A 22,350-nucleotide genomic window follows, 5' to 3' on the forward strand; every position below is an offset into this window, starting at 1 on the left:
TGACAACTAACAACTAACAACGGACAACTACATAAAATCATGCGTAAGAGCAAACCGAAGAAGCGTATCCTGCTTCCCGACCCCAAATACAAAGAGACGCTGGTAACGCGTTTCGTGAACTACATGATGTACGACGGTAAGAAAAACCTGGCGTACACCATCTTCTATGACGCCTGCGACCTCGTGGAGCAGCGCACCAAGGAGAGCGGCCTCGAAATGTGGCGCAAAGCCCTGAACAATGTAATGCCGACCGTGGAGGTGAAGAGCCGCCGCGTAGGTGGTGCCACGTTCCAGGTGCCGATTGAAGTGCGCGCCGACCGCCGCATCGCCGTTGGTTCGAAGTGGATGATTCAATACGCTCGTCGTCGTGGTGAGAAAACCATGAAGGACAAGCTGGCCGGCGAAATCATCGCCGCCGCAAAAGGTGAAGGTGCCGCCGTGAAGAAAAAGGACGACACCCACCGCATGGCTGAGGCCAACAAGGCCTTCTCGCACTTCCGATTCTAATTCAAGTGCGAATGACTGAATGGGTGAATGAGTGAATGATTCTGACCAGAAACATTTACCTCATTCAGCCATTCACTCATTCACTCATTGAAAAATGGCCGTTAACAAAGACCTCCAGTACCTCCGTAACATCGGGATTATGGCGCACATCGACGCCGGTAAGACCACGACGTCGGAGCGTATTCTGTATTACACGGGTAAAACCCACAAAATCGGGGAAGTGCACGATGGTGCCGCCACGATGGACTGGATGGAGCAGGAGCAGGAGCGTGGTATCACCATCACGTCGGCTGCTACTACCACCTTCTGGAACTACCCCACCGATGCCAAAGGCAACCAGACGGGCGAGACCAAGCAGTACAAAATCAACCTGATTGACACCCCCGGCCACGTTGACTTCACGGTAGAAGTGGAACGCTCGCTGCGTGTGCTCGACGGTGCCGTGGCTTTGTTCTGCGCCGTATCCGGCGTGGAGCCCCAGTCGGAAACCGTATGGCGTCAGGCTGACAAGTACAAGGTGCCCCGCATCTGCTTCGTCAACAAGATGGACCGTGCCGGTGCCGACTTCTTCAAGGCAGTAACGGAGATTAAGGACAAGCTCGGCGCTAACCCCGTGCCCCTGCAAATCCCCATCGGTGCCGAAGACACCTTCAAAGGCGTAGTTGACCTGCTCACCGGCAAAGCCATTGTGTGGGACGACAAGACCGAAGGCAAGTCGTACGACGAAATCCCCGTTCCCGAGGACCTCGTTGACACGGTAGCTGAGTGGCGTGAGAAGCTCGTGGAGAGCGTTGCTGAGTACGACGACACCTTGATGGAGAAGTTCTTCGACGACCCGGACAGCATTACCCGCGAGGAAATGATGACGGTAATCCGCCAGGCGGTTATCGACATGAAGTTCTCGCCCGTACTCTGCGGCTCGGCCTTTAAGAACAAGGGTGTGCAGACCATGCTGGATGCCGTAATGGCTTACCTGCCCTCGCCCCTCGACATGCCCCCCATCATCGGTACCAACCCCGATTCGGGTGCTGAAATCGAGCGTCACCCCGACAACTCGGAGCCCTTCACCGCGCTGGCCTTCAAAATCGCTACTGACCCCTTCGTAGGTCGTCTGTGCTTCTTCCGCTGCTACAGCGGCGTACTGGACGCCGGCTCTTACGTGCTGAACAACCGCACCGGCAAGAAGGAGCGTATCTCGCGCCTGATGCAGATGCACTCCAACAAGCAGAACCCGATTGACAAGATTCAGGCGGGTGACATTGCTGCTGGTGTAGGCTTCAAGGACATCAAGACCGGCGACACGCTGACCGATGAGAAGAACCCCGTGGTTCTGGAGTCGATGAGCTTCCCCGAGCCGGTAATCGGCTACGCCATCGAGCCCAAGACCCAGGCTGACGTGGACAAAATGGGCATGGCCATCGCCAAGCTCATCGAGGAAGACCCCACCCTGCGCGTGAACACCGACGAGGAAACCGGCCAGACCATCCTGCGTGGTATGGGCGAACTCCACCTTGAAATCATCATCGACCGCATGCGTCGTGAGTTCAAGGTTGAAATCAACCAGGGTGCTCCCCAGGTTGCTTACAAGGAGATTCTCACCAAGAAAGTCGACCACCGCGAAACCTACAAGAAGCAGACCGGTGGCCGCGGTAAGTTCGGCGACATCGTGTTTGAACTGGGCCCGAAAGAAACCGAGCCGGAAAAGGCTGGTCTGGAGTTCGACAACGCCATCGTAGGTGGTGTTATCCCCCGCGAATTCATCGCCCCCATCCAGAAGGGCTTTGAAGAGGCGATGAAGCGTGGCCCGCTGGCCGGCTTCCCGCTCGAAACCATGAAGGTGCGCCTCTACCACGGCTCGTTCCACGACGTTGACTCGGACGCCCTGTCGTTCGAACTCGCAGCCCGCGACGGCTTCCGCGAAGCTGCCCGCAAGGCTGGTCCGAAACTGCTGGAGCCCATCATGGCTGTTGAAGTAGTTTGCCCCGACGAGTACACCGGTCCCGTAACCGGTGACCTGAACCGTCGTCGTGGTCTGATGAAGGGCATGGACACCAAGGCCGGTGCTCAGGTTATCAAGGCTGACGTTCCCCTGTCGGAGCTGTTCGGCTACGTAACCGACCTGCGCACCATCTCTTCGGGTCGTGCTTCAGCATCGCTCACCTTCTCGCACTACGAGCAGGTGCCCACCAACCTGGCCGACGCCATCGTTGCCAAAGCCAAAGGAGGTAAATAAGCAGTGGTTAATGATTAATGGTTAGTGGTTAATGATTCGTTGAACGGCATTAATCATTAACCATTAATAACTAACCATTATAATAAAGCTTTTCTAACGGGGGCAATCGGCCCCTACCAAATACAATGAACCAGAAAATTCGCATCAAGCTGAAAAGCTACGACCACAACCTGGTCGACAAATCCTCCGAAAAAATCGTGAAGGCCGTGAAGGCCACCGGTGCTATCGTGAGCGGTCCGATTCCTTTGCCCACGCAAAAGGAGAAGTTCACCGTGCTGCGCTCGCCCCACGTGAACAAGAAGAGCCGGGAGCAATTCCAGCTTTGCACCTACAAGCGTCTGGTGGACATCTTCTCGACCTCGTCGAAAACCGTGGATGCCCTCATGAAGCTGGAGCTGCCCAGCGGCGTTGATGTAGAAATCAAAGTCTGAGGAAGCAACCCTTTAGCAGAAAGCCCCATCATGGTAACATGGTGGGGCTTTCCTTTTATCTAAGGACACAAGCCTCAATTCCCTGTCACTTTATCCGCTTATGTACCCAACCACCCTGCAAAAACCCTTTTTTCTTCTTTTAGCGGCAGCATCCGTACTCAGCAGCTGCGACGAGGTATGTGACAAAGGCGACAAGCCACAGTTCCAGTTTACCAGTGGGCAGCGCGAATGGGCCAATCCTTTTGTGCAGGGCACCACTTGGCGCTTTCGTAATGCCGCCGGGTACGAGCGAAGCTACCTCATTAAAAGTTTTGCCGATGATATGCTCGGCAGAGGGGGCGGTAAATCTTCCTTCTGCCCCAGCTACTATCATCAAAGCCTCACCGTGAGTTTGGAACGTACGGACTCAGCACATACTGCCAGCCATAGCCTGCAGCTAGCCACTGCCAGCTATAGCCGCGATACCCCCTTCACCGCCGCACTGTATTGGGACGGAAATTCCTTCTGGCTCCCGATAAGAGAGGTTGAAGAAGGTTCAACTCCCGTTAATTACAATTCGGTGAGCAGCTCGCGGATATTGGCTCAGTACACGGCTGGAAGTCGCACTTACCAGAATGTGATAGAGTGCACGATTGCCCCAGTGGTAGCAGCGGGGAAAGCGCCCTCGTCCGTGGTGCGCATTTTTCAAACCAAGACTGAGGGCATCATTCGGTTTGAAACCAAGGCCGGTACTGCCTGGGACCGGATATAGCTAAAAAACTAAACTTCCGTTCGGGATGGAGGCTCCAACAATCTCTTTTAAACCCACACTCTTTAATAATGCCTTCCTCTTTTCTGCAAGCCCGGATTTTGATACCAGTTTTCAGCCTTGCTGTGCTTGTCGCTAGCGGCTGTAAGGAAGTGTGTGATGACGACGGCCTGCCCCAATACAGGCTTACTGCTGGGCAACAAGCCTGGGTAAATCCCTACGTGAAAGGAGCGGTGTGGCGCTTCCGCAACGCCGCCGGCTACGAGCGTAGCTACCTGATAAAAGAGGTAGAAGACAAGATGGACGCCAAGGGCACCAGCAAAGGCACGCTCTGCCCCACCTTTTACGTGCAGGCCATCAACATCCAGCTCGAGCGCACCGACAGTGTGCAAGCCAAGCGGCACTTCCTAAGCCTGGCCCCAGGCGCTACCAACTCCGAGGTAAAAGTGCTGGCCAGTCTGGTATGGGCCGATATGGAGTTTGAGCTGCCCATCGGCAACGTGGAAGACGGGGTGCCGCCCCGCAGTACGGGAAACGGCAATACCAGCCAGCTTCACTCCCAGCTCGTAGTGGGCGGGCGCAGCTACCAGAATGTACTGGAAAGCTCCATGATTCCTTTTTATACCGACTCCAAGCCAAGTTCCACGGTTATACGGACGTTCGTCACCAAAAACGAGGGCCTTGTTCGTTTCGACACGAGGGCTGGTACAGTGTGGAGCCGGATATAAACGTGGATAAGGTCCATTCGCTGTTAAAGCCCGCCGGTGAGCAAGCCCCGGCGGGCTTTGCATTTATGGGCGCAGGCATGGCCGAAGGAGTAGGAACCGTGGGCTAAATGCCTCACTTAGAAAATTATTTCTCCGCCACGCTGGGATTTCGTCTGGATTTTTCTTAGCTTTGCACTCCATTTCAGAAAACGGCACTCGGCCGTTTTCTTTTTGTGTTCATTAATCCACACTAGAATGCCTGGCATCATCGGTAAAAAAATCGGTATGACAAGCCTCTTCACTCCGGACGGGAAAAACATTCCCTGCACGCTCATCGAGGCGGGTCCGTGCGTAGTGACGCAGGTAAAGACAGTCGCCAATGACGGTTACACCGCCATTCAGGTTGGCTACGGCGAGAAGAAAGCCAAGAACACCACCAAAGCATTGGTTGGTCACTTCGCTAAAGCCGGTACCACCCCCAAGAAGAAACTGGTTGAATTCCGCCTCGACGCCGAATCGACCTACGCCGCCGGCGCTACGATTGACGCTTCCCTGTTTACGGAAGGCGATTTCGTGGACGTAGTAGGCACCTCAAAAGGTAAGGGTTTCCAGGGCGTTGTAAAGCGTTACAACTTCCAGGGTGTTGGTGGCCAGACCCACGGCCAGCACAACCGTCTGCGTCACCCCGGTTCTATCGGTGCGTGCTCCTGGCCTTCCCGCGTATTCAAAGGAATGCGCATGGGTGGCCGCATGGGCAACGACCGGGTGAAAATCCAGAACCTGAAGGTGATGCGCGTTGTGGCTGACCGTAACCTCATCCTGGTGAGCGGTTCGGTACCCGGTGCCAAAAACTCTTACGTGGTACTCGAGAAATAGACGATACGATGGAACTCGCAGTATATAACATCAAAGGCGAAGACACCGGCCGCAAGGTTGCCCTGTCTGACGCCATCTTCGGCCTCGAAGTAAACGAGCACGTGATGTGGCTCGACGTAAAGCAGTACCTGGCCAACCAGCGCCAGGGTACGCACAAGTCGAAGCAGCGTGCGGAAGTAAACCGTACCACCAAGAAGCTGAAGAAGCAGAAGGGTACGGGCGGCGCCCGCGCCGGCAGCATGAAGTCGGGTGTGTTCGTTGGTGGTGGCCGCATTTTCGGTCCCCAGCCTCGCGACTACGGCTTTAAGCTCAACAAAAAGACCAAGCGTCTGGCTCGTCTGTCGGCTCTGTCGAGCCTGGCCAAAGACGGCAAGGTGGCCCTGGTGGAGAACATCTCCCTGAACGCCCCCCGCACCAAGGACTTCGTGGCTATCCTCGATAACCTGAAGCTGAGCAACGGCAAGAAGACCCTGCTCGTGACCGGTGCTGCCGACAAGAACGTGGTGCTGAGCGCCCGCAACATCCAGAAGGTAAAAGTGTCGACGCCGGTAGGCCTCAACACCCACGACCTGCTCAACACCGACACGCTCCTGCTTTCGGAAGACGGCCTGAATTCATTGGTTCAACTCTATAGCACCGCTGAATAATGAGCACCCTGAAACGCCCCATCGTGACCGAGAAGGCCACGGGCCTGAATGAAAAAGGCCGCTACACGTTCGAAGTGGAGCGCACCGCCAACAAAGTGCAAATCAAGAAGGACATCGAAACGCTGTACGGCGTGACCGTGACCGACATCAACACGATGCGCACCATTGGCAAGGTTAAGTCGAAGTTCACGAAAGGTGGCTCCATCTCGGGCCGCCGCGCACATGGCAAGAAGGCCATCGTGACCGTGAAGGAAGGCGACGTAATCGACTTCTACGGAAATCTCTAAGAGGTTTTAGGTCTTAGGGACTTAGGTTTTAGTAAACCTGCTAAGACCTAAGCTCCTAAGACCTAAAACCTAATTTTTCGCCGCAAAAGCACAACTAGCTAGTAATGGCACTCAAAAAACTCAGACCAACCAGCCCAGGGCAGCGCTTCCGCGTTGCGCCGGCGTTCGACGAGATTACCACGTCGACCCCGGAGAAGTCGCTGATGACTTCCCTCAACAAATCGGGTGGCCGGAACTCTTCCGGTAAGATGTCGAACCGCTACATCGGCGGTGGACACAAAACCCAGTACCGTATCGTGGACTTCAAGCGCGACAAGGCCGGTGTTCCGGCTACCGTGAAGACCATCGAGTACGACCCCAACCGCACGGCTCGCATCGCCCTGCTCAGCTACGCTGACGGCGAGAAGCGCTACATCATCGCTCCCGCCGGCCTGCAGGTTGGCGCGCAGATTGAGTCGGGCACCGGCGTTGCTCCCGAAGTGGGCAACACCCTGCCGCTGCGCGAAATCCCCCTCGGTACCATCGTTCACAACATTGAGCTGCACCCCGGCACGGGCGCTGCCATGGCCCGCTCGGCCGGCACCTACGCCCAGCTCGTAGCTCGTGAAGAGAAGTACGCTACCCTGAAGCTGCCCTCCGGTGAGATGCGCATGGTACTCGTTACCTGCATGGCCACGGTTGGTACCGTTTCGAACGGCGACCACATGAACGTCCGCATGGGCAAAGCCGGCCGCAACCGCTGGGCTGGTCGTCGTCCCCGCGTTCGTGGTGTAGCCATGAACCCCGTCGACCACCCCATGGGTGGTGGCGAAGGCCGCTCGTCGGGTGGTCACCCCCGCAGCCGCAACGGTATTCTGGCTAAGGGTCAGAAAACCCGCAACAAAAACAAGTATTCGGAGAACCTGATTGTGAGCCGCAAAGGCAAGAAGTAATTATGGCACGTTCACTCAAAAAAGGGCCGTACATTGACTTCCGGCTGGAAAAGAAAGTCACGGCCCTCGAAACGGCCGGTAAGAAGTCGGTGGTAAAGACCTGGTCGCGCCGCTCGATGATTTCCCCGGATTTCGTAGGCCACACGTTCGCTGTTCACAACGGCAATAAGTTCATCCCGGTGTATGTGACCGAGAACATGGTAGGGCACAAGCTGGGCGAATTCGCCCCGACCCGCAACTTCCGTGGTCACATCGCCAAAAAAGATAAAGGCAAGCGCTAAGATGGAAGCAGTAGCTAAACTCCGCAATGTGCCCACCTCGCCGCGCAAGATGCGCCTGGTGGCCGACCTCGTGCGCGGCAAGAAAGTAACGCAGGCCCTGGGCCTGCTGCGCTTCGAAGCCAATATTGGCGCCGAGAAGATTGAGAAACTGCTCCTCTCGGCCCTGGCCAACTGGCAGCAGAAAAACGAAGACGAGCGGATTGAGGACGCAAACCTCTACATCAGCGAAATCTTCGTCGACGAAGGCCGGCAGCTGAAGCGACTGCGCCCCGCCCCCCAGGGCCGTGGCCACCGCATCCGCAAGCGCAGCAACCACGTGACGCTGAAAATCGACACCAAGGTTGAGAAAATGGGCAGCAAAGCCGCTCGCGAAGCTGCCACCACCGAAAACCCTAAGGCCGACGCCAAATCCTAAGTTAATATGGGACAGAAAGTAAATCCGGTTGGCTTCCGTCTGGGAGTTATCAAAGGCTGGGACTCCAACTGGTACGGCGGCAAGGACTTCGCCGAGAAACTGGTGGAGGACGAAAAAATCCGCAAGTACATCAACGCGCGCATTCAGAAAGGCGGCATCAGCCGCATTGTGATTGAGCGCACCCTGAAGCGCATCACCATCACCATCAACACGGCTCGTCCGGGTGTGGTAATCGGCAAAGGCGGTCAGGAAGTCGACAAGATTAAGGACGAGCTGAAGCAAATCACCAGCAAGGACGTTCAAATCAACATCTTCGAGATTAAGCGCCCCGAGCTGGACGCCAAGCTCGTTGGTGAAAGCATCGCCCAGCAGCTGGCTGCCCGTATCTCGTTCCGTCGCGCCATGAAGATGTCCATCCAGGCCGCTATGCGTGTTGGTGCCGAAGGCATCAAGATTCAGTGCGGTGGTCGTCTCGGCGGCGCTGAGATTGCCCGCTCGGAGCAGTACAAGGAAGGTCGTACGCCGCTGCACACCCTGCGCGCCGACATCGACTACGCCCTGTCGGAAGCTCAGACCGTGTATGGCAAAATCGGCATCAAGGTGTGGGTAATGCGCGGTGAGGTGTTCGGCAAGCCCGACCTCTCGCCCAACCAGCAGCTCACCAACCCCGGTGGCGGCGAAGGCGGTGGTCGTCGTGACGACCGCGGCCCCCGCGGCGAGCGTGGCGACCGTGACCGTGGCCCCCGTCGTGACGGTGACCGTGGCGGCCGTGGCGGCAACGACCGTGGTCCCCGTGGCGGTGCCGGCGACAACGCTGGTCCCCGTCGTAACGGTCCCGCCCAGGGTGGTGGTGCCGGTCGCGGCCCGCGTCGCTAGAACATAAGCGGAGATTTCACTTCGAATACCCCTCGGCGGTGAACGAAGTGAAATCTCCGGCTGTTCGCCCAATTCTTTCAGAACAACTCTTTTTATTTAAAATCAAATGTTACAACCGAAAAGGACCAAGTATCGCAAGATGCAAAAGGGTCGCGTGACTGGCCTGGCCTACCGCGGCAGCTCCATAGACTTCGGTTCGTTCGCTATCAAGTCGCTGGAAACGTCTTGGATTACGGCTCGCCAGATTGAGGCTGCCCGTATTGCCATGACCCGCGCCATGAAACGCGAAGGGCAAGTATGGATCCGTATTTTCCCCGACAAGCCTATTACCAAGAAGCCTGCTGAAGTGCGGATGGGTAAGGGTAAAGGTTCGCCCGAGTACTGGGTAGCCTGCGTGAAGCCGGGTATGATTATGTTCGAATCGGACGGCGTATCGCTGGAAGTAGCCAAGGAGTCGCTCCGTCTGGCTGCCCAGAAGCTGCCCGTGAAAACTTCCTTCGTGGTTCGCCGCGACTACACCGAAGCCGCGTAAGCCATGAAGAACAAGACCGACCTCAAAAGCCTTTCCGCTGAAGCGCTGAAAGAGCAAATTAAAACCGAGCAGGCCCAGGGCCAGCAGCTGCGTTTCGCCCACGCGATTTCGCCCCTGGAAAACCCCGCCCGCATCAAGGTTAACCGTAAAGCCGTCGCCCGTTTGCTGACCGAGGAAAACCGTCGCAAAAACGAGCAGGCCACTAAATCCGCTCAATAACCGATGGCAACCGACGTAAATACCCAAGACCAGGCCGCAGCTGAAGCCTCGCGCAACATGCGCAAGGAAATCACCGGCACGGTAACGAGCTCCAAGATGGACAAGTCCATCACGGTAGCTGTGGTGCAGAAGCAAAAGCACCCCATCTACGGTAAGTTCGTGACCAAAACCACGAAATTCCACGCCCACGACGAGAAAAACGAGTGCGGCGAAGGCGACACGGTGCGCATCATGAGCACCCGCCCCCTGAGCAAGACCAAGCGGTGGCGCCTGGTTGAAATTGTTGAACGCGCTAAGTAATCCAGACCGATGATACAGCAAGAATCCCGCCTGACGGTAGCCGACAACAGCGGCGCCAAGGAAGTCCTCTGCATCCGCGTACTGGGTGGCACGGGCAAGAAATACGCCTCCGTAGGCGACAAGATTGTGGTAGCCATTAAGTCGGCGCTGCCCTCGGGCAACGCCAAGAAGGGCACCGTGAGCAAGGCCGTAGTAGTTCGCACGAAAAAGGAAGTACGCCGCAAGGACGGCTCGTACATCCGCTTCGACGACAACGCGGCCGTACTGCTCAACAACAACGACGAGCCCCGCGGCACGCGCATCTTCGGCCCAGTGGCCCGTGAGCTGCGTGAGCGTCAGTTCATGAAAATCGTATCGCTGGCCCCCGAAGTACTGTAAGACATGGCTATCAAAAAAGCAGACCCCGTACAGCTCCACGTAAAGACCGGCGACACCGTTAAGGTGATTTCGGGCGACGAGAAGGGCAAGACCGGCGTTATCAAGTCGGTAAACCGGGTAACCCAGCGCGTTATCGTGGAAGGGCTGAACCTGGTGACCAAGCACAACAAGCCGAGCGCCAAATCGCCCCAGGGCGGCATCACCAAGATGGAGGCGCCCATGCACGTAAGCAATGTGCAGGCTATTAACCCCACCACCGGTGAGCGTGTGCGCAAAGGCGCCGCAGCCGCCGCAGCTCCGGCTGCTGCTCCTGCCAAAGCCAAGCGTGCCACCGCCAAAACGGCTTAAGCAGCCCCCTCATCATGGCACGACTGAAAGAAATTTATAAGAAAGACGTAGTACCGGCGCTCCAGGAGAAATTCCAGTTCAAGAGCATCATGCAGGTACCGCGCATCACCAAAATCTGCATCAACCGCGGCATTGGCGCGGCTGTAGCCGACAAGAAGCTGGTGGATAACGGCGTGGACGAGCTGACGACCATTACCGGTCAGAAGGCTGTTGCCACCATCGCCAAGCGTTCGGTGTCGAACTTTAAGCTCCGTGAAGGCATGCCCATCGGTGCGAAAGTGACCCTGCGCGGCGAGAAGATGTACGAGTTCATGGACCGCCTACTGACGGTGGCCCTGCCCCGCGTACGTGACTTCAAAGGCATCAACGACAAAGGCTTCGACGGCCGCGGCAACTACACGCTGGGCGTGAAGGAGCAAATCATCTTCCCCGAAATCTCGATTGACAAAATCAAGAGCATCTCGGGCATGGATATTACCTTCGTGACCACCGCCGAAAACGACGAGCAGAGCTACGAGCTGCTGAAAGCTTTCGGGATGCCTTTCGCTAACGCTAAAAAAGACGCTTAATCCCTTATGGCTAAAGAATCCATCAAAGCACGGGAGCGCAAGCGCATTGCCACCGTGGCCCGCTACGCTGAGAAGCGCAAGGCTCTGAAAGCTGCCGGCGACTACGAAGGTCTCGACAAGCTGCCCAAAAACGCTTCGCCCGTGCGCCTGCACAACCGCGACATGATTGACGGCCGCCCCCGCGGCTACATGCGCAAGTTTGGCATCAGCCGCGTGCGTTTCCGCGAAATGGCACTTGCCGGGAAAATTCCTGGTGTGACTAAGTCGAGCTGGTAGTCCAGTCAGGCTTTCGCCAACGAATAAAAAAGCCCCTGAGCAATCAGGGGCTTTTTGTGTTTACGGATATTTCTTTACCAAAACGTAAGTAGTAGCTGAGGTATCAAGTAGCTTTAGTACATCGCCGCCTAATTGGTGCTGGCTTATCCTTATGCTGTAAATACTGTCCCTTAGTATTGAAAAGGGCTTTGCCTTTTTAGAGGTATACTTTACCACCTTCAGCCTATTGTTAGCTACTGCCCATTTGAATGGTTGTTTTAAGCCGTTCGCACTTATTACCTGGCCGGTGCCATTGGAATCGAATGTAACCACTGGACAAGTATTACAAAGAATGCGGGAAGTAGTTTGAGTAATTTGACTTTTGGAAACCTTATTAATCGATATGTGCTCAGTTGCTGACATCGCCCAAGAGCCTATCAAGGAGTCCGCTGCTGTGGAAGGCTGGGCAGCACAGAGATTGGGAAATACAATAGTTAGGAGCCAGAAAATTTTGCTCAGCTTCTCCATAGTCGAAATTAAGAAACGATAAGTCCGAAGTTAATGAGGTTTTGGTACTGCGATTTAATTGGTTCGTATAAAGTGCCTCCACTGCCGCGAAGCGGCAAAGCGGGACTGTGCCGATTGTTCTTACAACTTGTTCCAATGCGAGGCACAGCCTCGCCCGAATGGCCGGCACGAGTTACGCTGCGCTGAACTCACGCCAGCGCTTGGTTAAGACGACCGTACCTTGCCAGCTCACAAGTCTACTTTCATGCCCATCGTCTTTCCCTTCCAGATTGACCCCATCAACCCCGTTCACCCCGCGATGCCGGAGCGGCGCTTCTGCATACAGTCGCCGGTAGGGGAGCTGGAAGAATACCGGAACCTGTTCGAAGACTTTGGCTACAGCGGTAACGGCCCTTCCTGGGTGGAGCACATCAGCACCATGCTGGAGGAAGCCGACCCGGACATTCTCGAGCACCTGGAGTTTGATGAGGAAGGCGACACCTTCGTGGTGTATGCCGACAGCGAGGCGGTGGTAAGGCGCTTTCTGTTACTGGTGCAGCCGGTGTTCGGCAGCACGCAGCTGCTTAAGAAATACCTGAGCCAAACCGACCCAAGCGACTTCTTCGAGTAGGAGAGAGGATAACTGCGAAAACCGGATTCAAACGAATTGCCCGCTCGGCGTATAACGCCGAATGGAAACCTATGTCCTCGGTGATATCCACGGCGGCGTCCGAGCCCTGGAGCAGGTACTGGAGAGCAGTCCCTTCCGGCCAGGCATCGACCGTCTTATTCAGCTTGGCGACGTGTCCGATGGCTGGCCCGATACTCCGGCCTGCGTGGAGCGCCTGCTAAGCATTCCCAACAGTATCTGGCTGCAGGGCAACCACGACTGGTGGACGGCCGAGTGGCTGGCCACCGCGGCACCCCTGGCCCACATCAACCTGAGCTGGTATGCACAGGGCGGCAAGGCTACCTACGAGGCCTACCAGCAGCTGGCCTCCCAGGAGCGACGCCGGCATTTCCGCGAGTTCTTCCAGCGGCAGCAGCCATACTTTGTGGATGAGGCCAACAACCTCTACGTGCACGCGGGCTACAACCCCGACCGGCCCATTGAGGTGCAGGACCCCTACGACTTAATCTGGACCCGCCGGCTGTGGCGGGAGCAGCTGGCGGCCAAGACATATGGCGAGTGCTTTATCGGGCACACGCCGACCTGGCCGGCCAGCAGCACTCCGGTGCAGCAGGGCAACGTGTGGAACCTGGACCAGGGAGCCGCCTATGGCGGGCCATTAACCATGATGAATGTGCGAACCAAGGAGTACGTGCAGAGCGATGCAGTGCGGGAGCTGTATCCGGGAGTGAAGGGCCGCAGTGCTGAATTACATTAAAAAGAAGGTATAGTCAGCCCGCTGTATAGGCCGGAAAAGGGTGCCAACTGCCAAAATCTGGGGGCGGGAAGCGCAGGTAACGGCTAGGAGTAGCTCAAAAAAATGCCGGGCATTTGCATAAGTCACAGGTTTACCGCTACCTTTGCACCTCGAAATACTGGGGGACGCCCCGACCTTATTTGGCAGGTTGCCGAAAGAAACCATTGGCTGCACCGTCGCCGGGCAAGCCAAGTAGTCTTAACCGAAATTTCGTTGGACCCGGTAGCGGGGCCGGCGAAATTTTCTTATCTTTGCGCTCCGAAAAAAGCGGACGCATTTAATTTTCAATGAATACTGATCCAATCGCCGACTACCTGACCCGGGTGCGCAATGCCATCAAGGCAAACCACCGGGTAGTAGAAATCCCGGCCAGCAACATCAAAAAGGAAATTACGAAGGTGCTGTACCACAAAGGGTACATCCAGTCGTACCGCTTTGATGACGCCGCAGTTCAGGGCACCATCAAAATCGCTCTGAAGTACAACCCCACCACCAAGGCTCCTGCCATCACCAAGCTGCAGCGCGTTTCGACCCCTGGTCTGCGTCAGTACGTGGCGGCCGACAACCTGCCCCGCGTCCTCAGCGGCCTGGGCATCGCCATCATCTCCACCTCCAAGGGGGTGATGACGGAGAAGGAAGCCAAAACCGAGAACGTGGGCGGCGAGGTGCTGTGCTACGTGTACTAATCCGGAACCGCAACAGATAATTAACTATGTCACGTATTGGTAAACTGCCGATTACTGTCCCCGCCGGGGTCGCTATTTCGGTTGAGAAAGACAACGTGGTAACGGTGAAGGGCCCCAAAGGCACGCTCTCTACGCAGGTAGACCGCGACATCAACGTTGCTATCGAAGACGGCACCCTCACGGTAACCCGTCCCACCGAGCAGAAGCGCCACAAGGCCATGCACGGCCTGTACCGCTCGCTCATCAACAACATGGTGGTTGGCGTAAGCAGCGGCTTCGAGAAGAAGCTGGAGTTGGTAGGTGTAGGCTACAAGGCCTCCCTGGCCGGCACTACGCTCGAGCTGGCCCTGGGCTACTCGCACAACGTGTTTATTGCCCTGCCCAAGGAAGTAACTGCGACGGCAGTAACGGAAAAAGGCAAAAACCCCATCGTTACCCTCAACAGCATCGACAACCAGCTGCTGGGTCAGGTAGCCGCCAAAATTCGCTCGCTCCGCAAGGTTGAGCCTTACAAAGGCAAGGGTGTTCGCTTCGTGGGTGAAATCATTCGTCGCAAAGCTGGTAAAACGGCCTCTAAATAAGTTCGCATCATGGCTTTTGATAAAGCACTACGCAGAAAGCGGATCCAGCGCATCATCCGTACCAAGGTGGCTGGCACGTCCGAGCGGCCGCGCTTGTCGGTGTTCCGCAGCAACACGGGCATCTACGCGCAGATTATCGACGACACCCAAGGCCGCACCCTGGCCGCGGCCTCGTCGAAGAAAGTATCGGTTGAGGGTGGCAACGGCGTAGCCCTTGCCGCCGCAGTAGGTCGGCAGATTGCCGCCGTAGCTCAGGAGAAAGGCATCACCAAGGTGGTGTTCGACCGTTCGGGCTACCTCTACCACGGCCGCGTAAAATCATTGGCAGAAGGAGCCCGCGAAGGCGGCCTCAATTTCTAAAATATCATGGCGCAAGAACGCGACAACAATAACCGGGGTGGTGGCGACCGTCAGCGTAGCAACGACCGCGACCGCAACAAGGACAACTCCCGGATGGGGGCTGACTCCGATTTCAAAGAAAAAGTAGTAGCCATCAACCGCGTAGCGAAGGTGGTGAAAGGCGGCCGCCGCTTCAGCTTCTCCGCCATCGTGGTGGTAGGCGACGGCAACGGCACCGTGGGCTACGGCCTCGGCAAAGCCAACGAAGTAACCGACGCCATTGCCAAAGGCATTGACGACGCCAAGAAGAACCTGGTGAAGGTTCCGATGTACAAGCACACCGTGCCCCACAAGATGGAAGGCAAATACAGCGGTGGCTTCGTACTGGTACAGCCCGCCGCGGCTGGTACGGGCGTTATCGCTGGTGGTGCTATGCGTGCCGTGTTCGAAAGCGCCGGCATCAAGGACGTACTGGCCAAGTCGAAAGGCTCGTCTAACCCCCACAACGTGGTGAAGGCAACCTTCGACGCCCTGGCTAAGATGCGCGACCCGCTGCAAATCGCCCAGGCTCGTGGCATTTCTCTTTCCCGCGTTTTTAACGGTTAATCGACAATGGCACAAATTCAAGTAAAGCTCGTGCGCAGCGTGATTGACCGCCCCGAGCGGCAGAAGCGCACCGTCCAGTCTCTGGGCCTCCGCAAAATCAACAGCACCGCCCAGCACGAAGTCAACGATGCCATCCTCGGCATGGTGGCTACCGTGAAACACCTGGTGGAAGTAACCGAACTGTAGGACAATTCTCGTTATGAATCTTAGCAATCTAAAACCCGCCGTAGGCTCGACTAAAAACGAGAAGCGCATCGGCCGTGGTGAGGGCTCGACCCGGGGCGGCACGTCTACCCGTGGTCATAAGGGTGCCAAGTCGCGTTCGGGCTACAAGCGCAAATCCGGTTTCGAAGGTGGCCAAATGCCCCTGCAGCGCCGGGTGCCGAAGTTCGGCTTCAACAACATCAACCGCGTAGAGTACAAAGCCATCAACCTCGATGTGCTGACCTCGCTGCTGGAGAAGAACAGCACCACCACCATGGACGCTGCTTACTTCGTTGCCAACGGCCTGGCCTCGAAAAACGCCAAAATCAAGGTTCTGGGCCGTGGCGAAGTAAACGCCGCCCTGGAAGTTCACGCCCACGCTTTCTCGAAGTCGGCTGCTGAAGCCATTGAGAAGGCCGGAGGTAAAGCGGTAACGCTGTAAAGCCTAACTACGGCAATGAATAAGTTTATCACCACGATAAAGAACATTTTTGCGATTGAGGATTTGCGTGCGCGAATCCTCAATACGCTATTTTTCATTGCTATCTACCGCCTAGGTTCTTTCGTGGTGTTGCCGGGTGTCGACCCGGCGCGTCTGAAGGACGGTGCGGAAGGGCTGTTCGGTATCCTGGATACGCTGCTCGGCGGCGCGTTCAGCAACGCGTCGATTTTCGCGCTGGGTATCATGCCGTACATCTCGGCCAGCATCGTGCTGCAGCTGCTCACGATTGCCGTGCCGTACTTCCAGAAGCTCCAGAAGGAGGGCGAGTCAGGCCGCAAGAAAATTAACCAGTACACCCGCATCCTCACGATTCCCATCGTGCTGGCGCAGTCGGTCGGCTTTATCGCCACCATCAACGCGGATGCCATCATCAATCCGGGCACCTTCTTCACGGTTTCGACCATGATTATCATCACGGCCGGCACGCTGTTCTGCATGTGGCTGGGTGAGAAAATCACGGACAAAGGCATCGGCAACGGTATCTCCATGATTATCATGATTGGTATCGTGTCGCGCCTCCCCGGTGCCATCATCGGTGAAGCTGCCGCGAAGGGTGTTAACAAGTCGCTGATTTTCCTGCTGGAGCTGGTAGTTCTGTTCCTGGTGGTAATGGCAGTGATTGTGCTGACCCAGGCCGTGCGCCGCATCGCGGTGCAGTACGCCAAGCAGGTAGGCGGCACCACGCAGCTGGACGCCCAGCGCCAGTTCATTCCCCTCAAGGTGAACGCTGCTGGTGTAATGCCCATCATCTTCGCGCAGTCGCTGATGTTCGTGCCCGCCATCGTGGCTTCGGCCTGGAAATCCAGCGACGCTGCCAACTACATAGGGGTGAAGTTTTCGGACTACACTTCCTGGCAGTACAACCTAGTGTTTGCCTCGCTGATTATCATCTTCACTTACTTCTACACGGCCATCAGCGTCAATCCCAACCAGATTGCCGATGACCTGAAGCGCAGTGGCGGTTTTGTGCCGGGCGTGAAGCCGGGTGCCGAGACCTCGGAGTTTATCGATGAAATCCTCACCCGCATCACGCTGCCGGGTGCCGTGGCCCTGGCCCTGATTGCCATCTTCCCGGCCATTGCCCTGCTGCTGGGTGTTACGCGTCCGTTCTCGGCCTTCTACGGTGGTACCTCCCTTATCATCATGGTAGGGGTAGTGCTGGATACCGTTAACCAGGTGCAGAGCTACCTGCTGATGCAGCACTACGACGGCATGATGAAATCGGGTAAGCTGCGCGGCCGCGCTGAGAACGTAGCACTGGCTTCGTAAGCAGACAATGGCAAGCGGTAGTATTATCTACAAGACCGAAGAAGAGATTGACCTTATCCGAGCCAGCGGGCAGCTGCTGGCGAGGGCCCACGGCGAAGTAGCCGCGATGGTGAAAGAAGGAGCAACCACCCGCCAGCTGGATAAGCGCGCGGAGGAGTTTATCCGGGACCACGGCGCAGTTCCTTCCTTCAAAGGGTATAACAAGTTTCCATACAGCCTGTGCCTGTCGCCAAACTCGGTAGTAGTGCATGGGTTTGCCACCGATGAGCCGCTGAAAAGCGGCGACATTCTCTCGGTGGACTGCGGGGTTTTCCTGAACGGATACCACGCAGACAGTGCCTACACCTATCCAATCGGGGAGGTGGCGCCGGAAGTACTCGACCTGCTGCGGGAAACCAAGGCGTCGCTGTATAAAGGCATTGAACAAGCCGTGAGCGGCAACCGGGTCGGCGACATCAGCTACGCCATTCAGAACCACGTGGCCCCAAAAGGCTACGGGGTGGTGCGGGAGCTGGTTGGCCACGGGCTGGGGCGCAACCTGCACGAGAAACCCGAAGTGCCAAATTATGGCAAGCGGGGCTCCGGGCCACTGCTTCAGACCGGGCTTGTCATCGCCATTGAGCCGATGGTGAACCTGGGCAAGAAGGACGTGGTGCAGGAAGCGGATGGCTGGACCATTCGCACCAAGGACCGCAAGCCTTCCGCGCACTTTGAGCACACGGTAGTTGTTAGAAAAGAAAAGGCGGAAATTCTGACGTCTTTTGAATACATAGAAAAAGCATTGCAGTAGCCCTTATGGCAAAACAAGCCTCCATCGAGCAGGACGGTACCATCCTCGAAGCCCTTTCCAATGCCATGTTCCGCGTGGAGCTGGAAAACGGCCACCAGCTGATTGCCCACATCTCGGGCAAGATGCGGATGCACTACATCAAGATTCTGCCCGGCGATAAGGTGAAGCTGGAAATGTCACCCTACGACTTGTCGAAGGGTCGGATTAAGTATCGTTATAAATAAACCGTTTCTCTTCACAGGTCATGAAAGTAAAAACCTCGGTGAAAAAGCGTAGCGTGGACTGCAAGCTGGTCCGCCGTAATGGCAAGCTCTACGTCATCAACAAGAAAAACCCCCGCTTCAAGCAGCGTCAGGGCTAATCCAATTTTAGAATCCCGGAACCTTGGGTAATGGGAAGTAGGCCTTCAGTCCACTTTCCGCCTTCCAAGCCGTTGCCGGGGTTCTGTCCGCAAACACATAACCACACAACATGGCTCGTATCGCAGGGGTTGATATCCCGGACAACAAGCGCGGCGAAATCGCCCTGACTTACATCTTCGGCATCGGCCGGAGCAATTCCCAGAAAATTCTGACCAAGGCCGGTGTCGACCTGAACAAGAAGGTACGGGACTGGACCGACGAGGAGTCGGGTGCCATCCGCGCTATCATTGCCGCGGAGCACAAGACCGAAGGCGTACTGCGTTCGGAAATCACGACCAACATCAAGCGCCTGATGGACATCGGCTGCTACCGTGGTCTGCGTCACCGTAAAGGTCTGCCGGTTCGTGGTCAGCGCACCAAGAACAACTCGCGTACCCGCAAGGGCAAGCGTAAGACGGTAGCCGGTAAGAAGAAGGCAACTAAATAAATCTTAACCGGGAATCAGATTGAGTTATGAATTATGAGTTATGAATTCTGGGTTTTGCCCTCGTGGTATTCAACTCATAATTCATAATTCATAACTCATAATTCCTTCTAACACCTCCCGCATTTTTGCGATAACCAAATGGCACAGAAAAGAAAAGACAAAGCCAAGAAGCGCGTTGTCGTGGTGGAGCCGGTTGGCCAGGTACATATCCGTGCCTCGTTCAACAACATCATCATCTCCATCACCAATAATAACGGTCAAGTTATTTCGTGGGCTTCGGCCGGCAAAATGGGCTTCCGTGGTTCCAAGAAGAACACGCCCTACGCTGCACAGATGGCGATGAGCGACTGCGGCAAAGTAGCCCACGACCTGGGCATGCGCAAAGCCGAAGTGTTCGTGAAAGGTCCGGGCTCGGGCCGTGAGTCGGCCATCCGCGCCCTCGGCAACGTGGGTATTGAGGTGACCACCATCCGCGACGTAACGCCGCTGCCCCACAACGGCTGCCGCCCCCCCAAGCGTCGTCGCGTTTAGTTTTTACCTTCAGAATTTAGATACCCATGGCACGTTATACCGGCCCTACCTCAAAAATTGCCCGTCGCTTTAACGAGGCGATTTTCGGCCCTGATAAGGCCCTCAACAAGAAAGCATATCCTCCGGGCCAGCACGGCCGCGGCCGCCGCAAGAAGCAGTCGGAATACGCGGTTCAGCTGATGGAGAAGCAGAAGGTGAAGTACATGTACGGCATGTTGGAGAAGCAATTCGAAAACCTGTTCCACAAGGCTGCCACCATGCCCGGCATCACCGGCGACAACCTGCTCGCCCTGCTGGAAGCCCGCCTCGACAACACCGTGTACCGTCTGGGCATTGCCTCGACGCGCCGCGCGGCCCGTCAGCTGGTAGGCCATAAGCACATCACCGTGAACGGTGAGGTGGTGAACATTCCCTCGTACCACCTGCGTCCCGGCGACGTGGTAGCGGTTCGTGAGAAGTCGAAGTCGCTCGAAGCCATTACCACCAGCCTGTCGGTGCGCAACGCCCGTCAGTTCCCCTGGCTGGAGTGGGACGGCAAGGAGATGACCGGCAAGTTCACCAACGCCCCGAGCCGTGAGCTGATTCCGGAGAAAATCACCGAGCAGCTCATCGTCGAACTGTATTCGAAGTAATAGCGCTACTGGTAGCGGCCCGGCAGTCTGCCGGGCCGCACTTGTGCTTATACTTTCCCTCTTTTTTCAAAGTTTTTAACGCCCCACATATGTCAATCTTAGCTTTTCAGATGCCGGAGAAAGTAGTGATGGAGAAATCCGACGACTTCACCGGGACGTTTGAATTTAAGCCGCTCGAGAAGGGCTACGGCGTCACCATCGGCAATGCGCTGCGTCGCATTCTGCTGTCGTCGCTGGAGGGTTTCGCTATTACGTCGGTACGCACCAACAGCGTACTGCACGAGTTTTCGACCATCGAAGGCGTGATTGAGGACATGTCCGAAATCATCCTCAACCTGAAGATGGTGCGCTTCAAGAAGACCAGCGATGCCATCGCGGATAAAATTACGGTGCGCGTAAAAGGTCAGGAGACCTTCTCGGGCAGCGACATCGGCAAGTTTGCCAGCGGCTTTGAAGTGCTGAACCCCGACCACGTGATTTGCCACCTCGACCCCAGCAAGGAGCTTGAGTTTGAGCTGACCATCGCCCGTGGCCGTGGCTACGTGCCCGCCGAGGAAAACAAGCCGGCCGACCAGGTTTTTGGTCAGATTGCCATCGACGCTATCTACACGCCCATCAAGAACGTGAAGTACAGCATCGAGAACACCCGTGTGGAGCAGAAGACCGACTACGAGAAGCTCATCATTGAGATTCAGACCGACGGCTCCATCCACCCGGAGGACGCGCTGAAAGGTGCGGCCAACATCCTCATCCAACACTTCGTGCTGTTCTCCGACAACACGATGACGCTTGAAGGCCCCCGCGTGACGGAGGACGAGCCGATTGACGAGGAAACCATGCAGATGCGCAAGATGCTGAAAACGCCGCTTGACGACATGGAGCTGAGCGTACGCGCCAAGAACTGCCTCAAGGCTGCCGACATCAAGACGATGGGCGAGCTGGTGCAGCTCGAAATCGCCGACATGATGAAGTTCCGCAACTTCGGCAAAAAGAGCCTCACCGAGCTGGAAAACCTCGTGGAGGAGCGCGGCCTGGAGTTCGGCATGGACCTGAGCAAGTACCGCCTCGACGAAGAATAATTTGCTGATTAGTAGATGTGCTGATGTGCTGGATTATCCGGCAGGTTAGCACATCTTCTTTTTGTCAGTTTATTCTTTATCAGCACATCAATAATCCATTCATTAATTAATCAACCAGTGCGCCCCAGGGGCAGCGGTTCAATTGAGGCCAAGGCCCGCCGTGGTCGTTGCCCGCAAGCGCACATTTAACCATTCAGTCCGATGAGACACGGAAAGAAAATCAACCACCTGGGCCGTACCACCGCCCACCGCCACGCCATGCTGTCGAACATGGCTTCTTCGCTTATCATCAGCAAGCGCCTGACCACCACCGTGGCCAAAGCCAAAGCCCTGCGCAAGTACGTAGAGCCCCTGCTGACCAAGTCGAAGGACGACACCACCCACTCGCGCCGCATGGTGTTTGCCTCGCTGCAGAACAAGGAGTCGGTGAAAGAGCTGTTCGGCGACGTAGCGGCCAAAGTAGCTAACCGTCCCGGTGGCTACACCCGCATCATCAAGCTGAGCGACTCGCGCCTGGGCGACAATGCCGACATGTGCGTAATCGAGCTGGTTGACTACAACGAGACCCTGTTGGAAGCCAAGCAAGCTGCTTCGGAGAAGGCTACCACGACCCGCCGCTCGCGCAGCCGCAAGAAGTCGGGCGGTGCTGCTACCGGTGACGCTGCTACCTCGGCTACCGAGGTGACCGGCGAAGCTGTTGCTCCTGCTGCTACGGTAGAAACTTCGGCTCCGGCCGACACCGCTACCGACACGGTAAAAGACGGCGAGAGCCGCGAGGAAGCTCAGGCTTAAGCTTCTGCTTTAACC

The 22,350-nt window shown here is 56.4% G+C and carries 37 protein-coding genes; 36 read left to right on the plus strand and 1 reads right to left on the minus strand.

All coding sequences use genetic code 11. The annotated features are described in order from the left end of the window. Window positions 1–39: 39 nt before the first annotated feature. From rpsG to rpsN, 19 genes are all read left to right on the plus strand, one after another. Window positions 40–507 (plus strand): 30S ribosomal protein S7, encoded by a 468-nt coding sequence (gene rpsG / locus ABD919_RS02130; RefSeq protein WP_305006668.1) that lies wholly within the window; start codon window positions 40–42, stop codon window positions 505–507. A 94-nt stretch (window positions 508–601) separates the two neighbouring features. Further along, a complete protein-coding gene (gene fusA / locus ABD919_RS02135) occupies window positions 602–2,740 on the plus strand; it encodes an elongation factor G (protein ID WP_345233342.1) in 2,139 nt (712 codons plus the stop codon). A 125-nt stretch (window positions 2,741–2,865) separates the two neighbouring features. After that, complete coding sequence (gene rpsJ / locus ABD919_RS02140) at window positions 2,866–3,171, plus strand: 30S ribosomal protein S10 (RefSeq protein ID WP_190925673.1); 306 nt, start codon at window positions 2,866–2,868, stop codon at window positions 3,169–3,171. Window positions 3,172–3,271: 100 nt separating this feature from the next. After that, a complete protein-coding gene (locus ABD919_RS02145; RefSeq protein WP_345233345.1) occupies window positions 3,272–3,922 on the plus strand; it encodes a hypothetical protein in 651 nt (216 codons plus the stop codon). A gap of 122 nt (window positions 3,923–4,044) precedes the next feature. Next, window positions 4,045–4,647, plus strand: a complete 603-nt coding sequence (locus tag ABD919_RS02150; RefSeq protein WP_345233347.1) for a hypothetical protein — start codon at window positions 4,045–4,047, stop codon at window positions 4,645–4,647. A gap of 234 nt (window positions 4,648–4,881) precedes the next feature. Then, complete coding sequence (gene rplC / locus ABD919_RS02155) at window positions 4,882–5,502, plus strand: 50S ribosomal protein L3 (protein ID WP_345233349.1); 621 nt, start codon at window positions 4,882–4,884, stop codon at window positions 5,500–5,502. An 8-nt stretch (window positions 5,503–5,510) separates the two neighbouring features. Further along, window positions 5,511–6,149: a 50S ribosomal protein L4 gene (gene rplD, locus ABD919_RS02160; protein WP_345233351.1), complete on the plus strand. Its 639-nt coding sequence runs from the start codon at window positions 5,511–5,513 to the stop codon at window positions 6,147–6,149. Beyond that, entirely contained in the window at window positions 6,149–6,436 is a 288-nt protein-coding gene (gene rplW / locus ABD919_RS02165; RefSeq protein ID WP_345233353.1) for a 50S ribosomal protein L23, read from the plus strand. The genes rplD and rplW overlap by 1 nt, the downstream gene beginning before the upstream one ends. A gap of 104 nt (window positions 6,437–6,540) precedes the next feature. Beyond that, a complete protein-coding gene (rplB, locus tag ABD919_RS02170) occupies window positions 6,541–7,368 on the plus strand; it encodes a 50S ribosomal protein L2 (RefSeq protein WP_345233355.1) in 828 nt (275 codons plus the stop codon). Between the two features lie 2 nt (window positions 7,369–7,370). Next, the gene (gene rpsS, locus ABD919_RS02175) at window positions 7,371–7,649 is read left to right on the plus strand and encodes a 30S ribosomal protein S19 (protein ID WP_046246577.1); all 279 of its coding nucleotides are present in this window, start codon (window positions 7,371–7,373) and stop codon (window positions 7,647–7,649) included. Between the two features lies 1 nt (window position 7,650). Continuing rightward, the gene (gene rplV, locus ABD919_RS02180; RefSeq protein ID WP_345233358.1) at window positions 7,651–8,064 is read left to right on the plus strand and encodes a 50S ribosomal protein L22; all 414 of its coding nucleotides are present in this window, start codon (window positions 7,651–7,653) and stop codon (window positions 8,062–8,064) included. A 6-nt stretch (window positions 8,065–8,070) separates the two neighbouring features. After that, on the plus strand, window positions 8,071–8,940 hold the full coding sequence (gene rpsC / locus ABD919_RS02185; RefSeq protein ID WP_345233360.1) for a 30S ribosomal protein S3: 870 nt from the start codon (window positions 8,071–8,073) through the stop codon (window positions 8,938–8,940). 106 nt (window positions 8,941–9,046) lie between these two features. Beyond that, on the plus strand, window positions 9,047–9,472 hold the full coding sequence (gene rplP, locus ABD919_RS02190; protein ID WP_345233361.1) for a 50S ribosomal protein L16: 426 nt from the start codon (window positions 9,047–9,049) through the stop codon (window positions 9,470–9,472). Window positions 9,473–9,475: 3 nt separating this feature from the next. Continuing rightward, a complete protein-coding gene (rpmC, locus tag ABD919_RS02195; RefSeq protein WP_345233363.1) occupies window positions 9,476–9,691 on the plus strand; it encodes a 50S ribosomal protein L29 in 216 nt (71 codons plus the stop codon). A 3-nt stretch (window positions 9,692–9,694) separates the two neighbouring features. Then, window positions 9,695–9,991 carry a 30S ribosomal protein S17 gene (gene rpsQ, locus ABD919_RS02200; RefSeq protein WP_345233365.1) on the plus strand — a complete coding sequence of 99 codons (297 nt, stop codon included), beginning with the start codon at window positions 9,695–9,697 and terminating at the stop codon, window positions 9,989–9,991. A 9-nt stretch (window positions 9,992–10,000) separates the two neighbouring features. After that, on the plus strand, window positions 10,001–10,369 hold the full coding sequence (rplN, locus tag ABD919_RS02205; protein WP_190925695.1) for a 50S ribosomal protein L14: 369 nt from the start codon (window positions 10,001–10,003) through the stop codon (window positions 10,367–10,369). Between the two features lie 3 nt (window positions 10,370–10,372). Then, window positions 10,373–10,717, plus strand: coding sequence for a 50S ribosomal protein L24 (rplX, locus tag ABD919_RS02210; protein ID WP_345233368.1), 345 nt, complete (start codon window positions 10,373–10,375; stop codon window positions 10,715–10,717). Between the two features lie 14 nt (window positions 10,718–10,731). Next, complete coding sequence (gene rplE, locus ABD919_RS02215) at window positions 10,732–11,286, plus strand: 50S ribosomal protein L5 (protein ID WP_345233370.1); 555 nt, start codon at window positions 10,732–10,734, stop codon at window positions 11,284–11,286. Window positions 11,287–11,292: 6 nt separating this feature from the next. Beyond that, window positions 11,293–11,562, plus strand: coding sequence for a 30S ribosomal protein S14 (gene rpsN, locus ABD919_RS02220; protein ID WP_035567891.1), 270 nt, complete (start codon window positions 11,293–11,295; stop codon window positions 11,560–11,562). Between the two features lie 60 nt (window positions 11,563–11,622). Here rpsN and ABD919_RS02225 read toward each other — a convergent pair whose 3' ends face one another. Next, window positions 11,623–12,069, minus strand: a complete 447-nt coding sequence (locus ABD919_RS02225) for a hypothetical protein (protein WP_345233372.1) — start codon at window positions 12,067–12,069, stop codon at window positions 11,623–11,625. Between the two features lie 244 nt (window positions 12,070–12,313). On the opposite strand from ABD919_RS02225, the gene ABD919_RS02230 reads away from it, so the two are divergent. The 17 genes from ABD919_RS02230 to rplQ all read left to right on the plus strand — a co-directional run bounded on the left by ABD919_RS02230 (window position 12,314) and on the right by rplQ (window position 22,335). Then, window positions 12,314–12,679: an Imm51 family immunity protein gene (locus tag ABD919_RS02230; protein ID WP_345233373.1), complete on the plus strand. Its 366-nt coding sequence runs from the start codon at window positions 12,314–12,316 to the stop codon at window positions 12,677–12,679. A 61-nt stretch (window positions 12,680–12,740) separates the two neighbouring features. Then, window positions 12,741–13,436 carry a metallophosphoesterase gene (locus ABD919_RS02235; protein ID WP_345233375.1) on the plus strand — a complete coding sequence of 232 codons (696 nt, stop codon included), beginning with the start codon at window positions 12,741–12,743 and terminating at the stop codon, window positions 13,434–13,436. Between the two features lie 326 nt (window positions 13,437–13,762). Further along, entirely contained in the window at window positions 13,763–14,161 is a 399-nt protein-coding gene (gene rpsH / locus ABD919_RS02240) for a 30S ribosomal protein S8 (RefSeq protein ID WP_345233377.1), read from the plus strand. Between the two features lie 26 nt (window positions 14,162–14,187). Then, window positions 14,188–14,742 carry a 50S ribosomal protein L6 gene (gene rplF, locus ABD919_RS02245; protein WP_345233379.1) on the plus strand — a complete coding sequence of 185 codons (555 nt, stop codon included), beginning with the start codon at window positions 14,188–14,190 and terminating at the stop codon, window positions 14,740–14,742. 9 nt (window positions 14,743–14,751) lie between these two features. Further along, window positions 14,752–15,102, plus strand: coding sequence for a 50S ribosomal protein L18 (rplR, locus tag ABD919_RS02250; RefSeq protein ID WP_345233381.1), 351 nt, complete (start codon window positions 14,752–14,754; stop codon window positions 15,100–15,102). Window positions 15,103–15,195: 93 nt separating this feature from the next. Then, on the plus strand, window positions 15,196–15,687 hold the full coding sequence (gene rpsE, locus ABD919_RS02255; protein WP_345233566.1) for a 30S ribosomal protein S5: 492 nt from the start codon (window positions 15,196–15,198) through the stop codon (window positions 15,685–15,687). 6 nt (window positions 15,688–15,693) lie between these two features. Beyond that, entirely contained in the window at window positions 15,694–15,873 is a 180-nt protein-coding gene (gene rpmD, locus ABD919_RS02260; RefSeq protein ID WP_345233383.1) for a 50S ribosomal protein L30, read from the plus strand. 13 nt (window positions 15,874–15,886) lie between these two features. Next, the gene (gene rplO / locus ABD919_RS02265) at window positions 15,887–16,333 is read left to right on the plus strand and encodes a 50S ribosomal protein L15 (RefSeq protein WP_345233385.1); all 447 of its coding nucleotides are present in this window, start codon (window positions 15,887–15,889) and stop codon (window positions 16,331–16,333) included. 15 nt (window positions 16,334–16,348) lie between these two features. Further along, on the plus strand, window positions 16,349–17,662 hold the full coding sequence (gene secY / locus ABD919_RS02270; RefSeq protein WP_345233387.1) for a preprotein translocase subunit SecY: 1,314 nt from the start codon (window positions 16,349–16,351) through the stop codon (window positions 17,660–17,662). A gap of 7 nt (window positions 17,663–17,669) precedes the next feature. Beyond that, the gene (gene map / locus ABD919_RS02275) at window positions 17,670–18,452 is read left to right on the plus strand and encodes a type I methionyl aminopeptidase (RefSeq protein ID WP_345233389.1); all 783 of its coding nucleotides are present in this window, start codon (window positions 17,670–17,672) and stop codon (window positions 18,450–18,452) included. Between the two features lie 5 nt (window positions 18,453–18,457). Continuing rightward, window positions 18,458–18,676 (plus strand): translation initiation factor IF-1, encoded by a 219-nt coding sequence (infA, locus tag ABD919_RS02280; RefSeq protein ID WP_035567874.1) that lies wholly within the window; start codon window positions 18,458–18,460, stop codon window positions 18,674–18,676. 20 nt (window positions 18,677–18,696) lie between these two features. Further along, window positions 18,697–18,813: a 50S ribosomal protein L36 gene (gene rpmJ, locus ABD919_RS02285; RefSeq protein ID WP_046246595.1), complete on the plus strand. Its 117-nt coding sequence runs from the start codon at window positions 18,697–18,699 to the stop codon at window positions 18,811–18,813. Between the two features lie 110 nt (window positions 18,814–18,923). Continuing rightward, a complete protein-coding gene (rpsM, locus tag ABD919_RS02290; RefSeq protein WP_345233392.1) occupies window positions 18,924–19,301 on the plus strand; it encodes a 30S ribosomal protein S13 in 378 nt (125 codons plus the stop codon). A gap of 138 nt (window positions 19,302–19,439) precedes the next feature. Further along, entirely contained in the window at window positions 19,440–19,832 is a 393-nt protein-coding gene (rpsK, locus tag ABD919_RS02295; protein ID WP_345233394.1) for a 30S ribosomal protein S11, read from the plus strand. Window positions 19,833–19,858: 26 nt separating this feature from the next. After that, on the plus strand, window positions 19,859–20,464 hold the full coding sequence (rpsD, locus tag ABD919_RS02300) for a 30S ribosomal protein S4 (RefSeq protein ID WP_345233396.1): 606 nt from the start codon (window positions 19,859–19,861) through the stop codon (window positions 20,462–20,464). An 89-nt stretch (window positions 20,465–20,553) separates the two neighbouring features. Then, complete coding sequence (locus ABD919_RS02305; RefSeq protein ID WP_345233398.1) at window positions 20,554–21,543, plus strand: DNA-directed RNA polymerase subunit alpha; 990 nt, start codon at window positions 20,554–20,556, stop codon at window positions 21,541–21,543. 201 nt (window positions 21,544–21,744) lie between these two features. Beyond that, window positions 21,745–22,335, plus strand: coding sequence for a 50S ribosomal protein L17 (gene rplQ, locus ABD919_RS02310; RefSeq protein ID WP_345233400.1), 591 nt, complete (start codon window positions 21,745–21,747; stop codon window positions 22,333–22,335). The last annotated feature ends 15 nt before the right edge of the window (window positions 22,336–22,350 follow it).

The organism is Hymenobacter saemangeumensis, assembly GCF_039541835.1.
GTDB classification, from domain to species: domain Bacteria; phylum Bacteroidota; class Bacteroidia; order Cytophagales; family Hymenobacteraceae; genus Hymenobacter; species Hymenobacter saemangeumensis.